The 15,364-nt window shown below is 66.8% G+C and carries 11 protein-coding genes; 9 read left to right on the forward strand and 2 right to left on the reverse strand.

Translation table 11 applies throughout. From position 1 onward, the window contains the following. Nucleotides 1-82: 82 nt before the first annotated feature. On the reverse strand, nt 83-352 hold the full coding sequence (locus tag VGI12_05140; GenBank protein ID HEY2432042.1) for a hypothetical protein: 270 nt from the start codon (nt 350-352) through the stop codon (nt 83-85). 118 nt (nt 353-470) lie between these two features. Here VGI12_05140 and VGI12_05145 point away from each other — a divergent pair, with 118 nt between their 5' ends. The 9 genes from VGI12_05145 (at nt 471) to VGI12_05185 (ending at nt 12,692) form a co-directional block, all read left to right on the forward strand. Then, nucleotides 471-2,153, forward strand: a complete 1,683-nt coding sequence (locus tag VGI12_05145) for an HYR domain-containing protein (GenBank protein HEY2432043.1) — start codon at nt 471-473, stop codon at nt 2,151-2,153. 116 nt (nt 2,154-2,269) lie between these two features. Continuing rightward, the gene (locus VGI12_05150; GenBank protein HEY2432044.1) at nt 2,270-5,221 is read left to right on the forward strand and encodes a M14 family zinc carboxypeptidase; all 2,952 of its coding nucleotides are present in this window, start codon (nt 2,270-2,272) and stop codon (nt 5,219-5,221) included. A gap of 3 nt (nt 5,222-5,224) precedes the next feature. Continuing rightward, on the forward strand, nt 5,225-6,160 hold the full coding sequence (locus tag VGI12_05155; GenBank protein ID HEY2432045.1) for a DUF6263 family protein: 936 nt from the start codon (nt 5,225-5,227) through the stop codon (nt 6,158-6,160). Further along, nucleotides 6,157-6,639, forward strand: a complete 483-nt coding sequence (locus VGI12_05160; GenBank protein HEY2432046.1) for a nuclear transport factor 2 family protein — start codon at nt 6,157-6,159, stop codon at nt 6,637-6,639. Before VGI12_05155 ends, VGI12_05160 begins: the two co-directional genes overlap by 4 nt. 17 nt (nt 6,640-6,656) lie before the next feature. Beyond that, nucleotides 6,657-7,121, forward strand: a complete 465-nt coding sequence (locus VGI12_05165; protein ID HEY2432047.1) for a GNAT family N-acetyltransferase — start codon at nt 6,657-6,659, stop codon at nt 7,119-7,121. Nucleotides 7,122-7,279: 158 nt separating this feature from the next. Next, complete coding sequence (locus VGI12_05170) at nt 7,280-7,906, forward strand: FISUMP domain-containing protein (GenBank protein HEY2432048.1); 627 nt, start codon at nt 7,280-7,282, stop codon at nt 7,904-7,906. Between the two features lie 1,295 nt (nt 7,907-9,201). Continuing rightward, nucleotides 9,202-9,621 (forward strand): hypothetical protein, encoded by a 420-nt coding sequence (locus tag VGI12_05175; protein ID HEY2432049.1) that lies wholly within the window; start codon nt 9,202-9,204, stop codon nt 9,619-9,621. A 392-nt stretch (nt 9,622-10,013) separates the two neighbouring features. Beyond that, nucleotides 10,014-11,294 carry a M20/M25/M40 family metallo-hydrolase gene (locus VGI12_05180; GenBank protein HEY2432050.1) on the forward strand — a complete coding sequence of 427 codons (1,281 nt, stop codon included), beginning with the start codon at nt 10,014-10,016 and terminating at the stop codon, nt 11,292-11,294. A gap of 21 nt (nt 11,295-11,315) precedes the next feature. Beyond that, entirely contained in the window at nt 11,316-12,692 is a 1,377-nt protein-coding gene (locus VGI12_05185; protein HEY2432051.1) for a pyridoxal-phosphate dependent enzyme, read from the forward strand. Between the two features lie 16 nt (nt 12,693-12,708). On the opposite strand, the gene VGI12_05190 is transcribed toward VGI12_05185, so the two are convergent. Further along, nucleotides 12,709-15,363 carry an ABC transporter permease gene (locus VGI12_05190; protein ID HEY2432052.1) on the reverse strand — a complete coding sequence of 885 codons (2,655 nt, stop codon included), beginning with the start codon at nt 15,361-15,363 and terminating at the stop codon, nt 12,709-12,711. Nucleotide 15,364: the final 1 nt, after the last annotated feature.

Genomic DNA, 15,364 nt, shown 5'->3' on the forward strand with positions numbered 1-15,364 from the left:
TCGTCGATGTTTTCATCGGAGAGCACCGGCAATCCGCTGCTGACATCCTTCAGCTGGAAGAAGTACTGAGTCGGACGTCCTCTCACGTGGCCGCGCGGCGCTCGGTGCCGCGCAGCCACTTGCCAGCGCCGGTCAGCACGAGCCCCAGCCGCGCGCACAGGAAGAACACGTCGCGCACACCAATCCGCTGCGCCAGCATCCCCGACAGCACGAGGCCGAGCAGCTGGCCGACGAATATCACCGACATCGACGTCGCGCCGATGCGTCCCATCAGGTGAGGCGGCGTCTCCCGCTGCCTCACCTGATGGGCCACGTCGGTGCGGATCGTCACCCGCGTGTGCCGCGACCGCACACATCGTAATTCCAAGTCCGTCATAGTCATTCATCTTTGTAAGTGTTTAGAAATCTATTGACGTTAATGGACGTTCACGTATCATAAAGGTCCCCAGCATGGCGCAAGGAGCACCATCATGAAAGCGTTCTTCCGTACCGGCCTCATCGTCTGCGGAACCATCGCGGCTATCATCGCGGCTTCGACCGACGCGTTCGCGCAGAAGGTCCTGATCGTCGCAGCCGAGGATCCCGCATTCGTGACTGATGTGCGGGCCAAGCTCGTGAACACCCACCAGCTGACGGCTGTTGACGTGTTCGACGCGAGCGTGGCGACGCCGACACTCGACGAGCTCAGGCCCTACGACGCCGTGCTGACGTGGTCGAACTCGTCCTACCTGGACGCCGATGCACTCGGGGACGTGCTCGCCGATTACGCGGACCTCGGCAAGGGAGTCGTGCAGGCCGAGTTCGCGTTCTATAGCGGCAGTCCCTTCGCCGAGCTGCGGCTGGCCGGCCGCTGGCAATCCGGCGGCTACGCGGCCTTCACCAGCGCCGACTCCGGATTCGACGCGGGCCTGACGCTCGTCGCCGACGTCCCGGCGCATCCCCTTCTGACCGGCGTGGCCAGCTTCAACGGCGGGACCGCCATCCTGTTCCATTCGGCGATCACGGTTCCCCCATGCGGGCAGGTCGTGGCGCACTGGAGCAACGGCGTGCCTCTCGTCGTGGTGGGCTGCCCGCCCAAGGCGCTGACCGTCGGCTTGAACTTCTATCCGCCGTCGAGCGACGCGCGCCAGGATTTCTGGGACGCCTCGACCGACGGCGCCAGGCTGATGGCCAACGCGCTGCAGTTCGTGGCGCCGGGCTCCGCCAATCGGGCGCCGACCGTCGCGACGGGACCGGCACAGACGGCCGAGGCCACCAGCGCCGCGGGCGCGACGTTCACGGTCACGGCGTCCGCGTCCGACCCCGACAGCGACCCGTTGACGCTGACCTGGAGCGGCGCGGTCAGCGGCACGGGCTCGTCGCTGACCGTGACGCTGCCGCCGCCGGCGGGGGCCACGTCTCAGACCTACCTCGCGGTGGTCACGGTGAGCGACGGGAGAGGGGGCACCGCCACCGCCAACGTGTCGCTGACCGTCACCGACACGACCGGTCCCGTCCTCGGCGGGGTGCCGTCGGCGCCGATCACGGCCACGGCGACGAGTCCGTCGGGCGCGGTCGTTCCGCTGCCGCCCGTCACCGCGACCGATGCCGTCGACGGGTCGCGTCCGGTGTCCTGCGCGCCATCCGGGCTGTTCCCGGTCGGCGACACGACCGTCACGTGCACGGCGTCTGACAGCCGGGGCAATGCGCGCGCCGCGTCGTTCGTCGTGCGCGTCTCGGCGGCCGCGTCGACACCGGGCCACATGCGGGGTGCGGGGCGCGTGGACCAGGGCAGTACACGCTATGAGTTCGCGTTCGACGTCTTCGAGCACGGCTCGCGCGACGGCGGTGGCTTCGCCTTCGCCGTGAACGGTCCACACGGCAGCACCAGCGCCTTCGTCGGCTTGACGATCGGTGCCGTCGCCTTCACCGACGATCCGCACGTCCAGCCCGGGCACTCGCGGCGGCCGCTGGCCGACACGGTTCAGTTCACGGGCACGGGCGCCTGGAAGGGACACGGCGGCTACCGCTACTCGGTCTTCGCCGTCGATGCCGGGGAACCTGGCCGCGCGGACACGTTCAGGGTGGTCGTCACGGCGCCCGACGGCAGCGTCGTCGCGCAGGTCAGCGGCAACCTGTCGGCCGGGAACATCCAGTCGCTCAGGGTCCGCTGAGCGCGGACCATTCGCGGACGATTCAATGACGGCGGCGGTCCCAGCGGGACTGCCGCCGAGCCTCCCGTCCGCTCGCTGCGCGATATACTCCTCCACGGTTTTCGTGGAGGACAGCGATGAGGTTGAAGGCACTCGCCGGCGGTGTGCTGCTGGCAGGAGCGATCACGGCGCCCGCGTTCGCACAGGGCCCACGCGTCACGGCGACGCCGCAGAAGATCGACGAGGACTACACCGCCCGGATCAAGAAGGCGACGTCCGATCCGCGGATCATCACCGAGCTGGTCGATCACATGCCGGTGTCCGACAAGGTCCCCTCACCGCTGAAGTTCTTCGGTTACGTGCCCGGCGAGCCCGGTCACCTCTCCTACCATGCCGACATCGTCCGCTACTACGAAGCGCTGGAAAAAGCGTCGTCGAGAGTAAAACTCTTCAGGCTCGGCAAGAGCGAAGAGGGTCGCGAGATGGTCGCGCTCGCGATTGCGGACGACGCAACGATCAAGCAGCTCGATAAGTACAAAGCCATCACCGCGAAGCTGACCGACCCGCGCAAGCTGCAGGACGCCGAGGCGAAGCAGCTGATCGCGACCGGGAAGCCGATCTACTACGCAACGGGCAGCATCCACACGCCAGAGACCGGCAGCCCCGAGATGCTGATCGAGCTGGCGTTCCGCCTGGCGGTGGAGGAATCGGCCTTCATCCAGACAATCCGCAACAACGCCATCGTCGTGCTGACGCCGGCGACCGAAGTGGACGGCCGCGAGAAGGTCGTCGACAACTTCAACTGGAGTCTCAAGAACCCAGGCAAGCCGCAGCCGGGCCTCGTCTACTGGGGCCAGTACGTGCAGCACGACAACAACCGCGACGGCATCGGCGTCGGCCTTCACCTGACGCAGAACATCCTCAAGAGCTTTCTCGACTGGCACCCGACCGTGTTCCACGACCTGCACGAGTCGGTGACGCTGCTCTATGTCTCGACCGGCACCGGCCCCTATAACACGGTGGTCGACCCGATTCAGATCAATGAATGGTGGCTGCTGGCCCAGAACGAAATGATGGAGATGGCCAAGCGCAACGTGCCGGGCGTGTGGACCTACAACTACTACGACGGCTGGGTCCCGAACTACATGTTCTGGATCGGCGTCACCCACAACTCGATCGGCCGCTTCTACGAGACGCAGTCGTTCAACGGCCAGAACTACACGGTCTCGCCGAACCAGAGCCGCGAGTGGTACCGCCCGAACCCGACGCCCAACGACGTCATGTGGGGGCCGCGCGCCAACGTGAACATGCAGGAGAGCGCCATCCTGATCACGATGAACAACGTCGCGAAGAACAAAGAGACGTTCCTCGAGAACTACTACCTGAAGAACAAGCACACGATCGAGCGCGGCCAGACGAAAGCGCCCTACGCGTACGTGGTGCCGGCCGCTCAAAGACGCCGGGTCGAGGCGGCCGAGCTGATGAACCTGGTTCGCCGCGAAGGCGCCGAGGTCCACACGGCGAACAGCGCGTTTGCGATTGGCAATCTCCAGGTGGCGCCCGGCGACTATATCGTCCGCCTCGACCAGCCGTACGGCGCGATCGTCGAGACGCTGCTCGGCGTGCAGTTCTATTCGCCCGACAACCCGCGGCCCTACGACGACACCGGCTGGGCGATTCCGCTGCTCAGGAACGTGAAGGCGACCGCCGTCGCCGACAAGACGATCCTGTCGCAGCCGATGACGCTGGCCGCCGCCGATTTCACCGTGCCGGGCGCGATCAGCGGTACCGGCCCGGTGCTGATCGTCGACAACAACACCGACAACACCCTGGTGACGTTCCGCTTCACGCACGCGGCTCTGAAGATGACCGCCGCCGAGCAGCCGTTCGAGGCCGGCGGCCACCACTTCTCCGCCGGCAGCTTCATCATCGCCAACGCCGATCGCGCGGCGCTCGAGCCGTCGATCCGTGAGCTTGGACTGTCGGCGTTCGCGGTCGCGGCAGCGCCCGCCGTGGCGCAGCACGACCTCGACGTTCCCCGCATCGGCTACATCCATACCTGGACGAGCACGCAGGACGAGGGCTGGGTCCGGATGGCGCTCGACAAGTTCAAGGTGCCCTACACCTATTTCGGCGACAACCTGGTGCGTCAGGGCGGTCTTCGCGACAAGTACGATGTCGTCATCTTCCCGCACGCCGGCGGCAGCGGCCAGGCGCTGGTCTACGGCGGCGTCAGCGGCAACGAGCCGCGGCCGTACAAGAAGACCGACGACACGCCGCACCTCGGCATCGAGGATTCCACCGACGACATGCGAGGCGGCCTTGGCTACGACGGCCTGCAGGAGCTTTACAAGTTCGTGCAACAGGGGGGCGTGCTGATCACCGAAGGGGGCACGTCGACCATCTTTCCCGACTTCAACCTCACGCCGGGGGTGACGGTCGAGCCCGCTGAGGGACTCTTCGTTCGCGGCTCAGTGCTGAAGGCGATCGTCGCCGACAAGACGAGTCCCGTGACCTACGGGTACGACCAGAACGCGCTCGCGGTGTACTTCAACCAGGCGCCGGTGCTCGCGGTGGCGGGCGGCGGCCGTGGCGCCGGCGCACGCGGCGGCGCGGCCGTCGACGGCGGGCCTGGCAGCTTCAACATGCAGCCGCAATCCGTTCCGCCCAAGCTCACGACGCTTGAAGGCGGCGCGCCGACGATGGCAGGGACGCCAGCGGTGGCGGAGAATGCCGGCCGCGGCGGCCGCGGTGGCGGGCGCGGCGGCGGGGGCGGCGGATTCGGTGGCCGCGGCGGCGCGCCGACCACGGCGGCGCCCCGGGTGCTGCTGTCGTTTCCGACCGACCCGAACGACATGCTCCTGTCGGGCGTGCTCGTCGGCGGGCAGGCGCTCGCCGGACGCGCGGTGGTCGTCGACGCACCGATCGGCAAGGGGCACGTCGTCATGTTCGCCAACCGTCCGTACTGGCGGTGGCAGACGCAGGGAAATTTCTTTCTCGGCTTCAACACCATCCTGAACTGGAACGATCTGGACGCCGGCCGCCAGGCGCCGCGCGCCCCGACGACCAGTCCGCAGCAGGAGCGGTAGGCCGTGCGGACGTGGATCGCCGGTGTCGCGCTCGTCGTGGCGCCGCTGCTCGCACTGGCGCAGACGACGCTGCAGTACCGTTGGAAGCAGGGTGAGCCCGTCGCGTACGAAACGAATCTCAAGACCGACAGCACGATGAGCGGCATGCCGGGCGCAGGCGACGTGACGCTGGGGCAGACCATGACCCAGCGCGTCAGGCTGTTGCCGGCCGCGGTGGCGCCCGACGGCACCACCACACTGCAGCAGACCATCGAAGCCGTGAAAGTCGAGATGACCACGCCAATGGGGAAGGCGGCCTACGACAGCGCCGTTCCCCAGGCCACCCCGGACGAGTCGTCGGCCCCGCTGGCGACCGTGTTTGGCGGCATCGTCGGCGCGACACTGAGCGTCACGGTGGCGCCAGACGGCGCCGTGCAGCGGATCGACGGCGTCCAGAAGGCGCTCGACAAGATCGTCCAGAACCTGCCGCCGCAGCAGCGCGCGTCGGCGCAGGCGGCGCAGACGCTGAGAGCGGTGTTGAGTGAGGGCGCCATCCGTTCCTCGCTCGAGCAGAGCTTCCCCCGCCTGCCGTCTCAGTCGGTAAAGCCGGGCGAATCGTGGACGGCACAGGTGAGCCTCGGCAGTGAGGCGACCGGCAGGATTGCCGGAACACAGACGTTGACGCTCAAGAGCATCGAGGGAGATGTCGCGACGATCGACGTCGCACTTGCGCTGAAGCAGGAGAGTTCCCCGCCGATGGGGCCCTCCGGCATGACGATGAAGCTCGGCGACAGCCACGGATCCGGAACGCTGACTTTCGACGTTGCCGCCGGGCGCATCCGCTCCGCCTCGATGATCACGGAGTTGGCGTCCACGATGACCGCGTCGGGGCCCGACGGGCGCCCGACGACGATCAAGAATACGACCAGGATTTCGATGACAATGGAGGAGATCAAGTGATTCGGAACCTCACTCTCACCCTGGCGGCGCTGACGCTGGCGGCCACCGGCGCTTCCGCGCAGGCGAACCCGGAAACGGCCGGCATCGCGAAGACGCGCACCGCGTTCGAGAAATCTGTCGCCGCCCAGGACGCCGCGGCGATCGCGAAACTCTTCACCGCCGATGGCACGGAGATGCCGCCGAATGCGCCGGCCGCGAAGGGGCGCGCCGCGATCGAGGCGTTCCACAAGTCGTTCGCGCAGCAGTTCATGAACCACGGCTTCTCCCTCGCCGCCACCGAGACGAAAGTGCTCGGCGACACCGCCTACGAGATCGGCACCTACAAGCAGACGCTGATGGTGATGAAGGGGGGCGGCATGATCGACGACACGGGCAAGTACATCGTCCTGCTGAAGAAGGACGCCAGCGGCTGGCTGATTACGCACGCGATCTACAACAGCGACAACCCGTTGCCTGGCCAGGCGCCGGCCAAGAAGTAGGCCGGCTTTTCAGCCCGGTGATCGTTACCGTTCGGAGCGGCACGGCCGCCGATCGCGACTTCGTCGTCGAGACGGCGCGCCGCTTCGCCGACTTCGGGCCGCCGGCGTGGCGCACGGCAGCGGAGGTCGTCGCGGGCGAAGTCCGCTGCCTCGACGAGTTTTTCGACGGCGGCATGCAGGGCGCCGGGCTGCTCGTCGGCGAGCTCAACGGCCGTCCCGCCGGCTTCGCGTTTCTCGAACATCACACCGACTACTTCACCGGCGAGCGCCACGGGCATCTCGGGATGATCGCGGTCATCGAGGCGGCCGAGAGGCGCGGCATCGGTGCCGCATTGCTGCGGGCGGCGGAGGACTGGGCGCGCACCCAGGGTTACCCGGCGCTGACGCTCAACGTGTTCGAAGGGAACGACCGAGCGCGGCGTGCGTATGAGCGCGGCGGATTCGCGGTCGAGACCGTCCGTTACGTCAAACGTCTCGATTGAGCGCTGAGCGTGCTACGCCGGCCTTTGCTTCCCATCGAACGTGGCCTCTTCAAGGGGATGTGAGATTGGTAGGCAGTCGAGGCCGCTTGGGAGATCGACCATTTCATCGAAGGCTGGGCGGCTGCATAGTAGCTTCTGATGGAGGGTATATGACGGGCATGAAGGGCGGGATCAGGCCGATTCGCGTTCGTGCCGCGTTAATCGTGCTGAGTGTGGCCTTCGGATCTGTCACCGCCTCGCTGGTGCGCGTGTCGGCGCAGGACCAGATGGCCGGCAGCGGAGTTGGCACGATGCACTCCTCGAAGCGAATGGCCGACGGCAAAGAGTGGACGGCTGCGAATCTGGACGTCGACACGTCGCCATCCTATTGTTATGACGATGCGCAACGGAATTGCCGTCGGTACGGCCGGTTGTACACGTGGGAGTCGGCGCGCCGAGCATGTCAATCATTGGGAGATGGATGGCGGCTGCCGACCGACGACGAATGGCGGCAGATGGCGACGCATTATGGTGGGCTCGGCAACGATTCGGCTGACAAGGGCAACGCGTCGTACACCGTGCTCTCGAGTGGAGGCACGTCGGGTTTCGACGCCGTGCTGGGTGGCATCCGCGAGCTTGATGGAACGTACTCACGGTTGGAGGCGCACGGATTTTACTGGACGGCATCCGAAAATGACCCGGCCACCGCACCTTTCTATAACTTTGGCAAGGGCAGTTCAGCGCTTTATCGTCAGGCGGCTGGCGAGAAGCAGAGCGCCATTTCCGCCCGTTGTGTGAAGGATTAACGGGGCGCGCCCACTCGTGAATGGAGAAACGCGGCGGCCTGACTGTGCGTGGGGAGCCCGAAGAACGGACCGAATAAGGTTTGGCGTCCCCAACGGGTCGCGCCAGAGATGTATTCGGTTCACGCTGCCGCTGGTGGCGTAGCGACTGCGGTGGTGGGCGCTCGGTGGTAGAGTGCGGGCAGCGCCCCGCACGGGGTGACCCGACGAAAGAGGTAGACGATCCACCGTTTCGCGCTTCTGGGGCCGACGTTCGTTCTGGGCGGGCTGCTTTGGCTGTCCAGTATGGGCATGTGGAGTCGCCCAGCCTACCGTCTCAGCCTGATGGCCACGATGTTCGTGTGGTTCGGCTGGGTGATCCGCACTTCTAAAGGTCGGTGATCGATTGCCGACGGTGAGGCTATGGCCTTCTGCGCAAAACGCTGGCCGATAGCGTACGTCGATCGGGATATGCCGAAATTCCGTCGATTTGTCGTCGTTTTCCTGGGCGCAATTGCGGCCGCTCGTTGCGGCGGAGCGCCGTCCACCGGCCCCGACAAGACGCCCGTGCCGTCCATTGCGATCGCATGCGACGCGCCGACAGACTCGACCTTAAAGTGCAGGGCCTCCGTGTCATGCGGCGCCTCTCCGTGTGCCGGGACGCCCACGGACGTCACCGCGAGCGCGACGTGGTCCGTCGATAGCTCCATCGTGCAGCTCGTAGCGCCTGGCAGCGTCGTTGCGCCGCAGACGTTTCTGACAGGGAGCTACACGAATCTTCGCGCACAGGTTCCACAGATGGAGAGCGGATGTCAGGGGGTCGGCGTGTTTCCGGGTGTCTCGTCACCGCTACCGACATTTGTGCTGGTGGGACGCGTCTACGCTGGGTCGGACCCTGTGGCTGGCGCCATCAACGGAGCGACCATTCAAGTCATCAGCGGATTGAGCGCTGGTTTCATCGCCCAAACCGGCACAGCCTTTCCAGTCAGCGGGTGGTGCACGCCGCCCACCGCTCCTGCGGCCGGGACTTTCGTTCTGTATGGGATTCCACCAGGGACGAATCGGCTCCTGATTCAGGCCGGTGGCTATCAGCCGTTGGAACGTGACGTCACGCTGACGTTTAGTGGGCCACCGGCGACCATCGATTTCCAGCTTCAGCGCCAGTAACCGGACTGCTTCCCGACGGGTTCGCTGCTTCAACGGGTCGCGCCAGAGATGTATTCGATTCACGTTTCCGCTGGCCGCGTAGCCGCTACGATATCGACGTTACGCGCGTCGTCGCGGCGCAGTTGTAGACGTCGCGCCGATGGAGGTGCTCTATGGTTCGATTTCGCCACGCGGCCGTGTTAGGCCTCGGCGTCGTGCTGTGCGGGCCGACGCGTCTCGTCGCGGTTCAGTTCAATGCCTCGACCGCTGAGTGGCACGTCCGATCGACCGATCACTTTGAGATTTACTACACGAAAACTCCCGATCTGAATTCAATCTCTCGCGAGGCAGAGCAGGCCTACGAGCGCGTCAGCCACGATATGCAGCGCCAAGTGTCTGGCAAAGTGCCGATTATTCTGCTGCCGACCACTCACGATTTGCCACAAAACGAGCAAGAAGCGGTCGTAATTGTTCGGGCAACCCGAGCGCCAGACCGCAACCACATCATGCTGCCCATCGAACCGCGTAGTGGTCGAGACAAAGCGCTGACGCACGAGCTTACGCACGTATTCGAGTTTGAAGGACATCGGTAACCGGAGCCGTCAGAGATGTATTCGGTTCACGCTGCCGCCGGCGGCGTAGCGGACGCTGGGATCAACCGCGAAGGCCGCGGTATACGAACCAGACAGCCACGGCATCGATCAACCCGACGATCGTATCGACGGCGATAGCCTTAGGCCCCTCAGACACAGGGCAAAACCCCAGCACGTTACCGTCGAGGGGATTCGCAAACGTGACGCAGCCCAGCGCGATGACTCCGATAAGGACGAGACCGGCTCTTCGCATTCGCGGATTCTACTCCCGCATACAAGATGTGGCGGCCCCAAGGGGATTCGAACCCGTGTCGGACCGCAAACGCCCACAGAGCCACTGCACCCAGTGAGAACCGCAAGGAGGCCGGCTACTTCGAAGTACACTCGTCGACATGAAGTGGATCGCCGGCGCGGTCGCCCTTGCGGCGCTGCAGATTTCGGCGCCGGCGGAGCGTTCGATCGTCTCGGCCGTCGACGCCAACAACCCGGCGGCGCTGGCACTCCTCGAGCAGGTCGTCAACGTCAATAGCGGTACCCACAACTTCGCAGGCGTGCGCGCGGTTGGCGACGCCTTCGGGAAGGAATTCGACGGCCTCGGCTTCACGACGACGTGGGTCGACGGGACGCCGTTCAAGCGCGCCGGGCATCTCGTCGCGGAGCACCCTGGCGGCGGACCGAAGATCCTCCTGATCGGCCACCTCGACACCGTGTTCGAGCCTGACAGTCCCTTCCAGAAGTTCCAGCGTCTCGACGGCGACAAAGCCCGCGGCCCTGGCGTCATCGACATGAAAGGTGGCGACGTCGTCATCATCTTCGCGCTCAAGGCGCTGAAGGCGGCCGGCGCGCTCGACCGGATGAACGTGACCGTGGTGATGACCGGTGACGAAGAGGACGCGGGCGATCCGCAAGCGCTGGCCCGCAAGCCGCTGGTCGACGCCGCACAGGGAGCGCAGTACGCGCTCGGCTTCGAGGACGGCCCCGGCGACCCGAAGTATGCCGTCACGGCGCGGCGCGGCACCTCCTCGTGGAAGCTGGACGTCACCGCGAAGACCGGCCACTCGTCGCAGATCTTCCGCCCGGACATCGGCTATGGCGCCAACTACGAGCTGGCGCGCATCGTCGACGGCTTCAGGACCAACCTAGCCGGCGAGGCGCACCTCACGTTCAATCCCAGCCTGATCGCCGGCGGCACGGCCGCGGATGTCGACGACGTGTTGGCCAAGGGAACCGCGTCGGGCAAGACCAACGTCATCGCGCAGCATGCGGTGGCGATCGGCGATCTGCGCACGCTGTCGCCCACACAGTTGCAGCATGCGCGCGACGCCATGAAGCAGGTCGTCGCCGATGCGCCGCTGGCGCAGACACAGGCCGTGCTGACCTTCGCGGACGGCTACCCGGCGCTGGCGCCGACGCCAGGCAATGAAGCGCTGCTCGTCGACTACGACCGGGCGAGCCAGGACCTGGGCCTCGGCCGTGTGACCGCGGTCAGCCCCGACCGCGCCGGCGCCGCCGACGTGTCGTTCATCTCCGCGCAGGTGAACAGCGTCATCGACGGCATCGGCCTTATGGGAACCGACGATCACTCGCCGCAGGAAACGGCGGACCTGGCGACGCTGCCCAGCCAGACCAAGCGGGCCGCACTGCTGCTCTACCGGCTCACCACGCGGCGCTAGAAAGCCGGATATCCTGTTAGCGTGAACAGGCAGAAGCGCGTCTTCGACAGCATCCTCGAGGCGATCGGCGACACGCCGCTCATTCGCATCAATCGCATCACGGCGGGCGTGCGCGGCGCCGTCTACGCCAAGGTGGAGACGACCAACCCCGGCAACTCGATCAAGGACCGCATGGCGGTGAAGATGATCGAGGACGCGGAGCGGAGCGGCGCGCTCAAGCCGGGCGGCACGATCATCGAGGGGACGTCCGGCAACACCGGCATGGGCCTGGCGATTGCCGCGATCATCAAAGGCTATACGTGCGTGTTCACCACCACCGACAAGCAGTCGCCCGAAAAGGCGGACGCGCTGCGCGCGTTCGGCGCCGAGGTCATCGTCTGTCCGACCAACGTCGATCCCGATGATCCGCGTTCGTACTATTCGGTGTCGTCGCGGCTGGTGAAGGAGGTACCCAACTCCTGGAAGGCGAACCAGTACGACAACCTGTCGAACACCGCCGCGCATTACGAACAGACGGGTCCAGAGATCTGGGCGCAGACCGAAGGCCGGGTCACACACCTGGTCTGCGGCGTCGGGACCGGCGGCACGATCAGCGGAGTCGGGCGCTACCTGAAGGAGAAGAACCCGGCGATCAAGGTCTGGGGTATCGATACCTACGGCTCGGTCCTGAAGAAGTACAAGGACACCGGCATCCTCGACAAGAACGAGATCTATCCGTACATCACCGAAGGCATCGGCGAGGACTTCCTGCCCAGGAACGTCGACTTTTCGGTGGTCGACGCGTTCGAGAAAGTGACCGACAAGGACGCGGCTTTGATGACGCGGCGGATCGCGCGGGAGGAGGGCATCTTCGCCGGCAATTCGGCGGGCTCGGCGATGGCGGGGCTGCTGCAGCTCAAGGATCGCTTTTCGGAAAAGGACCTCGTCGTGGTGATCTTCCACGATCACGGCTCGCGCTACCTGGGCAAGATGTTCAACGACGAGTGGATGCGCCAGAAGGGTTTCTTCGAGAAGAGCGGCATGACGGCGCGCGATCTGGTCGCGTCGGGCATGTCGGGAGAACTGCTCTCGATCGAAGGGCACCAGCGGGTAGACGCGGCGGTGCGGCTGATGGCCGACCACGATTTTTCGCAGATCTCGATTACCCACGACGGCCGTCTCGTTGGCTCGCTCAACGAGACCCACCTCTACAGCGAGCTGGTCAAGAACTCCGAGATCAAGACCGAACCGGTTGAATCGATCATGCAGTCCGCATTCCCGTTCGTCGACGTCTCGACGCCGCTCGATCTGCTGTCCACGATGATCACGCCGTCGATGCCGGCGGTGCTGGTCCGCGACTTCAAGACCGACAAGACTTTCATCATCACGCGTTCGGACATCATTCGCGTGCTCGTATAGCGCACGCGGCGAGGGCTTACTCGCTCTTGAGCGCGACGAGCGGATCGACGCGCGCCGCCCGGCGCGCGGGCAGATAGGCGGCGACGTGGGCGACGACGAGCAGGACGGCGATCGCGCCGCCCAGCGCCAGCGAATCGTGCGGCGTCAGCCCGAAGAGCATCGACTCGACGGCGCGCGCGGCGATCCACGCCGCCACCGCTCCGATCGCGACGCCGGCGACGAGCGGCAGTTGCGCGGCACGGAGCATCAGCGCAATGACGCTGCCGCGCCTGGCGCCAAGCGCCACGCGAATGCCGATCTCGCGGGTGCGGCGCGCCACCGCGAACGCGAGCAACCCGTAGATGCCGACCGCGGCCAGCGTCAGCGCGAGCGCGCCAAAGGCGCCGGCAAGCACCGCCATCAGGTGTTCGCGCCCGATCGCGTCCCGCACCTGGTCCGACAGCGGACGCGCCTCGAGCGGCGTCACCGGCGCGAGCGGTTGGAGCGTCCGCCGCAGCGCTGCGGCGACGTCGATCAGCGATCCCGTCGCGCGGACGACCACGTTTGTCGAGGTGGCTCCGATCACCTGCGCGTAGGGGAGATACACCGTACGCGGCGGTGTGCTCCGCAGGCTGCCGGTGTTGGTGTTGCGTGCAACGCCGACGATCTCGAGATCGCGGGCCGCGCCATTGACCGTGCCCGCGAGGTGGTGGCCAATCGGGTTCTCGTGCGGAAAATAGGCATCGGCGTAGCGCTGATTGACGATGGCGACGCCAGGACTCTCGCGTTGGTCGCGATCGGTGAAGTCGCGCCCGGCGGTGAGCGTCATGTCGAGCGTCCGGAAGAAGCCGGGCGCGACGCCGATGAGCAGGGCGGTGTCGCGCTCCGGAATGGGCTGGCCTGCCGGGACCAGCGGATCCCCCCAAGAGGCGCCGCTCAGCGGCGTGTGCGTCGCGACGCTGGCGGAGACGACGCCTGGGATCGCCCGCACCGCGTCGAGCGCGGTAGACGGTACCCGCGCCGGACCGCGTTCGAATTCGACGAAGAGGACGCCCTCCGCCTTGAAGCCGGGATCCAGCGTCTGCAGATTGCGCAGCGTGCGGATGAAGAGCGCGGCGCCGACCAGCAGCACGAGCGACACCGCGATCTGCGCCGCTACGAGCCAGGGCAGCAGCCGCTGGCGGGCGCTCCCGGTTCGCGCGTCGTCTCTCAGGGCGGCATGTGCGCCCCACGCCGTGGCGTGAAAAGCCGGCGCGATGCCGAAGAGGAGCGCCGTGCCTGAGGCGACCGCCGTCGTGTAGCCGAGCAGACGCCAGTTGGGCGTGAGATCGAAGACGAGTGGAGAGCCGCCGCTGGAGATGAGGCCGACGAGCAGCCGGCTCGCGTCCCACGCCAGCACGACGCCGGCCGCCGCGCCGACGAGCGCCAGGATCAGGCTTTCGACGAGAAGCTGCCGAATGACCCGGGCGCGACTGGCGCCGAGCGCCATGCGCACGGCCGTCTCCCGGCGGCGGCTCGAGGCTCGTGCGAGCAGCAGGCTCGCGACGTTGGCGCAGGCGATAAGCAGCACCAGCGAGGCCGCGGCCATCAGCACGCGCAGCGGCGTGACATACAGCTCGCGCAGGTACGTCCATCCGGTCGCGCCAGGTCCGAACCGCACGATCGCCTCGGACACGGATCGCTTCCGGGCCCCCGACCACGCGGGATTGATGGCGGCTTCGGCGATGCGCGGCCACGCGGCGGCGAGTCGCGCCGCGGCCTGCTCCTGCGTGACGCCGCCGCGGCGCCGCGCCAGCACGCGCAGCCAGGTGTTGCCCGTGCCGAGCAGTGTCGACATGGCCGGCGTCAGCCGCGCGATCGCGGCGACCGGCACGGTGATGTCCGCCATGGCGCCGACGTTGGCGCCGGTGAACCCGCGCGGGCTGACGCCGACGAGCTCGACGGGAACGCCGTTGAGCAGAAGGCGCTGGCCGACGGCCGCCGGGTTGCCGGCGCGCTCACGCTGCCAATAGGCGAAGCTCGCCACGGCCACGAGCGGCGCGCCCGGCTGGTCGTCGGCGGCCTCGAGCAGACGGCCGGCAGCCGGTTGCAGGCCGAGCGTCTCGTAGAACTGGCCGGTGACGACGGCGCTGGATACCCGCTGCGGCGACGCGCCGCTGCCCTCGGAGAACGAGAATCCGCTGAAGCCGGCGACGCTGGTGAAGACCTCACGCTCGCGGTCGAGCGCCAGGACCATCGGATAGGAGAAGCTCGGATCGCCGCGCTGATCGATCTTCGACCCGAGCGCCAGCTGATCGAGCTCGCCGGGCCGGCTGACCGGCAGCGCGCGCAGGACCAGCGCGTCGATCAGGGTGAAGATCGCCGCGTTGGCGCCGATGCCGAGCGCGAGGGTCACGATCGCGGTGGCGGCGAAGGTCTTGTCGCGCCTGAAGCCGCGGCAGGCATAGCGCAGGTCGCCGCCCAGCTCGTCGAGCCGGCGCAAGCCGGCGCCGGCGCGCGCTTCGTCCTTTTGCTTCTCGATCGATCCGAATTCGAGGCGAGCCTGACGGGCGGCTTCGGCTGGCGGCAGACCGCGTCCGACCAGATCGGCGGTGCGGCTCTCGAGATGGAACCGCATCTCGGCGTCCATGGCGTCCTCGAAGGCGCTTCGGCGCCGCAGGTGCCTCGCGAGCGAGCGGAATCGGGCCAGCATC

It is taken from the genome of Vicinamibacterales bacterium (genome assembly GCA_036496585.1).
Lineage (GTDB): Bacteria > Acidobacteriota > Vicinamibacteria > Vicinamibacterales > 2-12-FULL-66-21 > JAICSD01.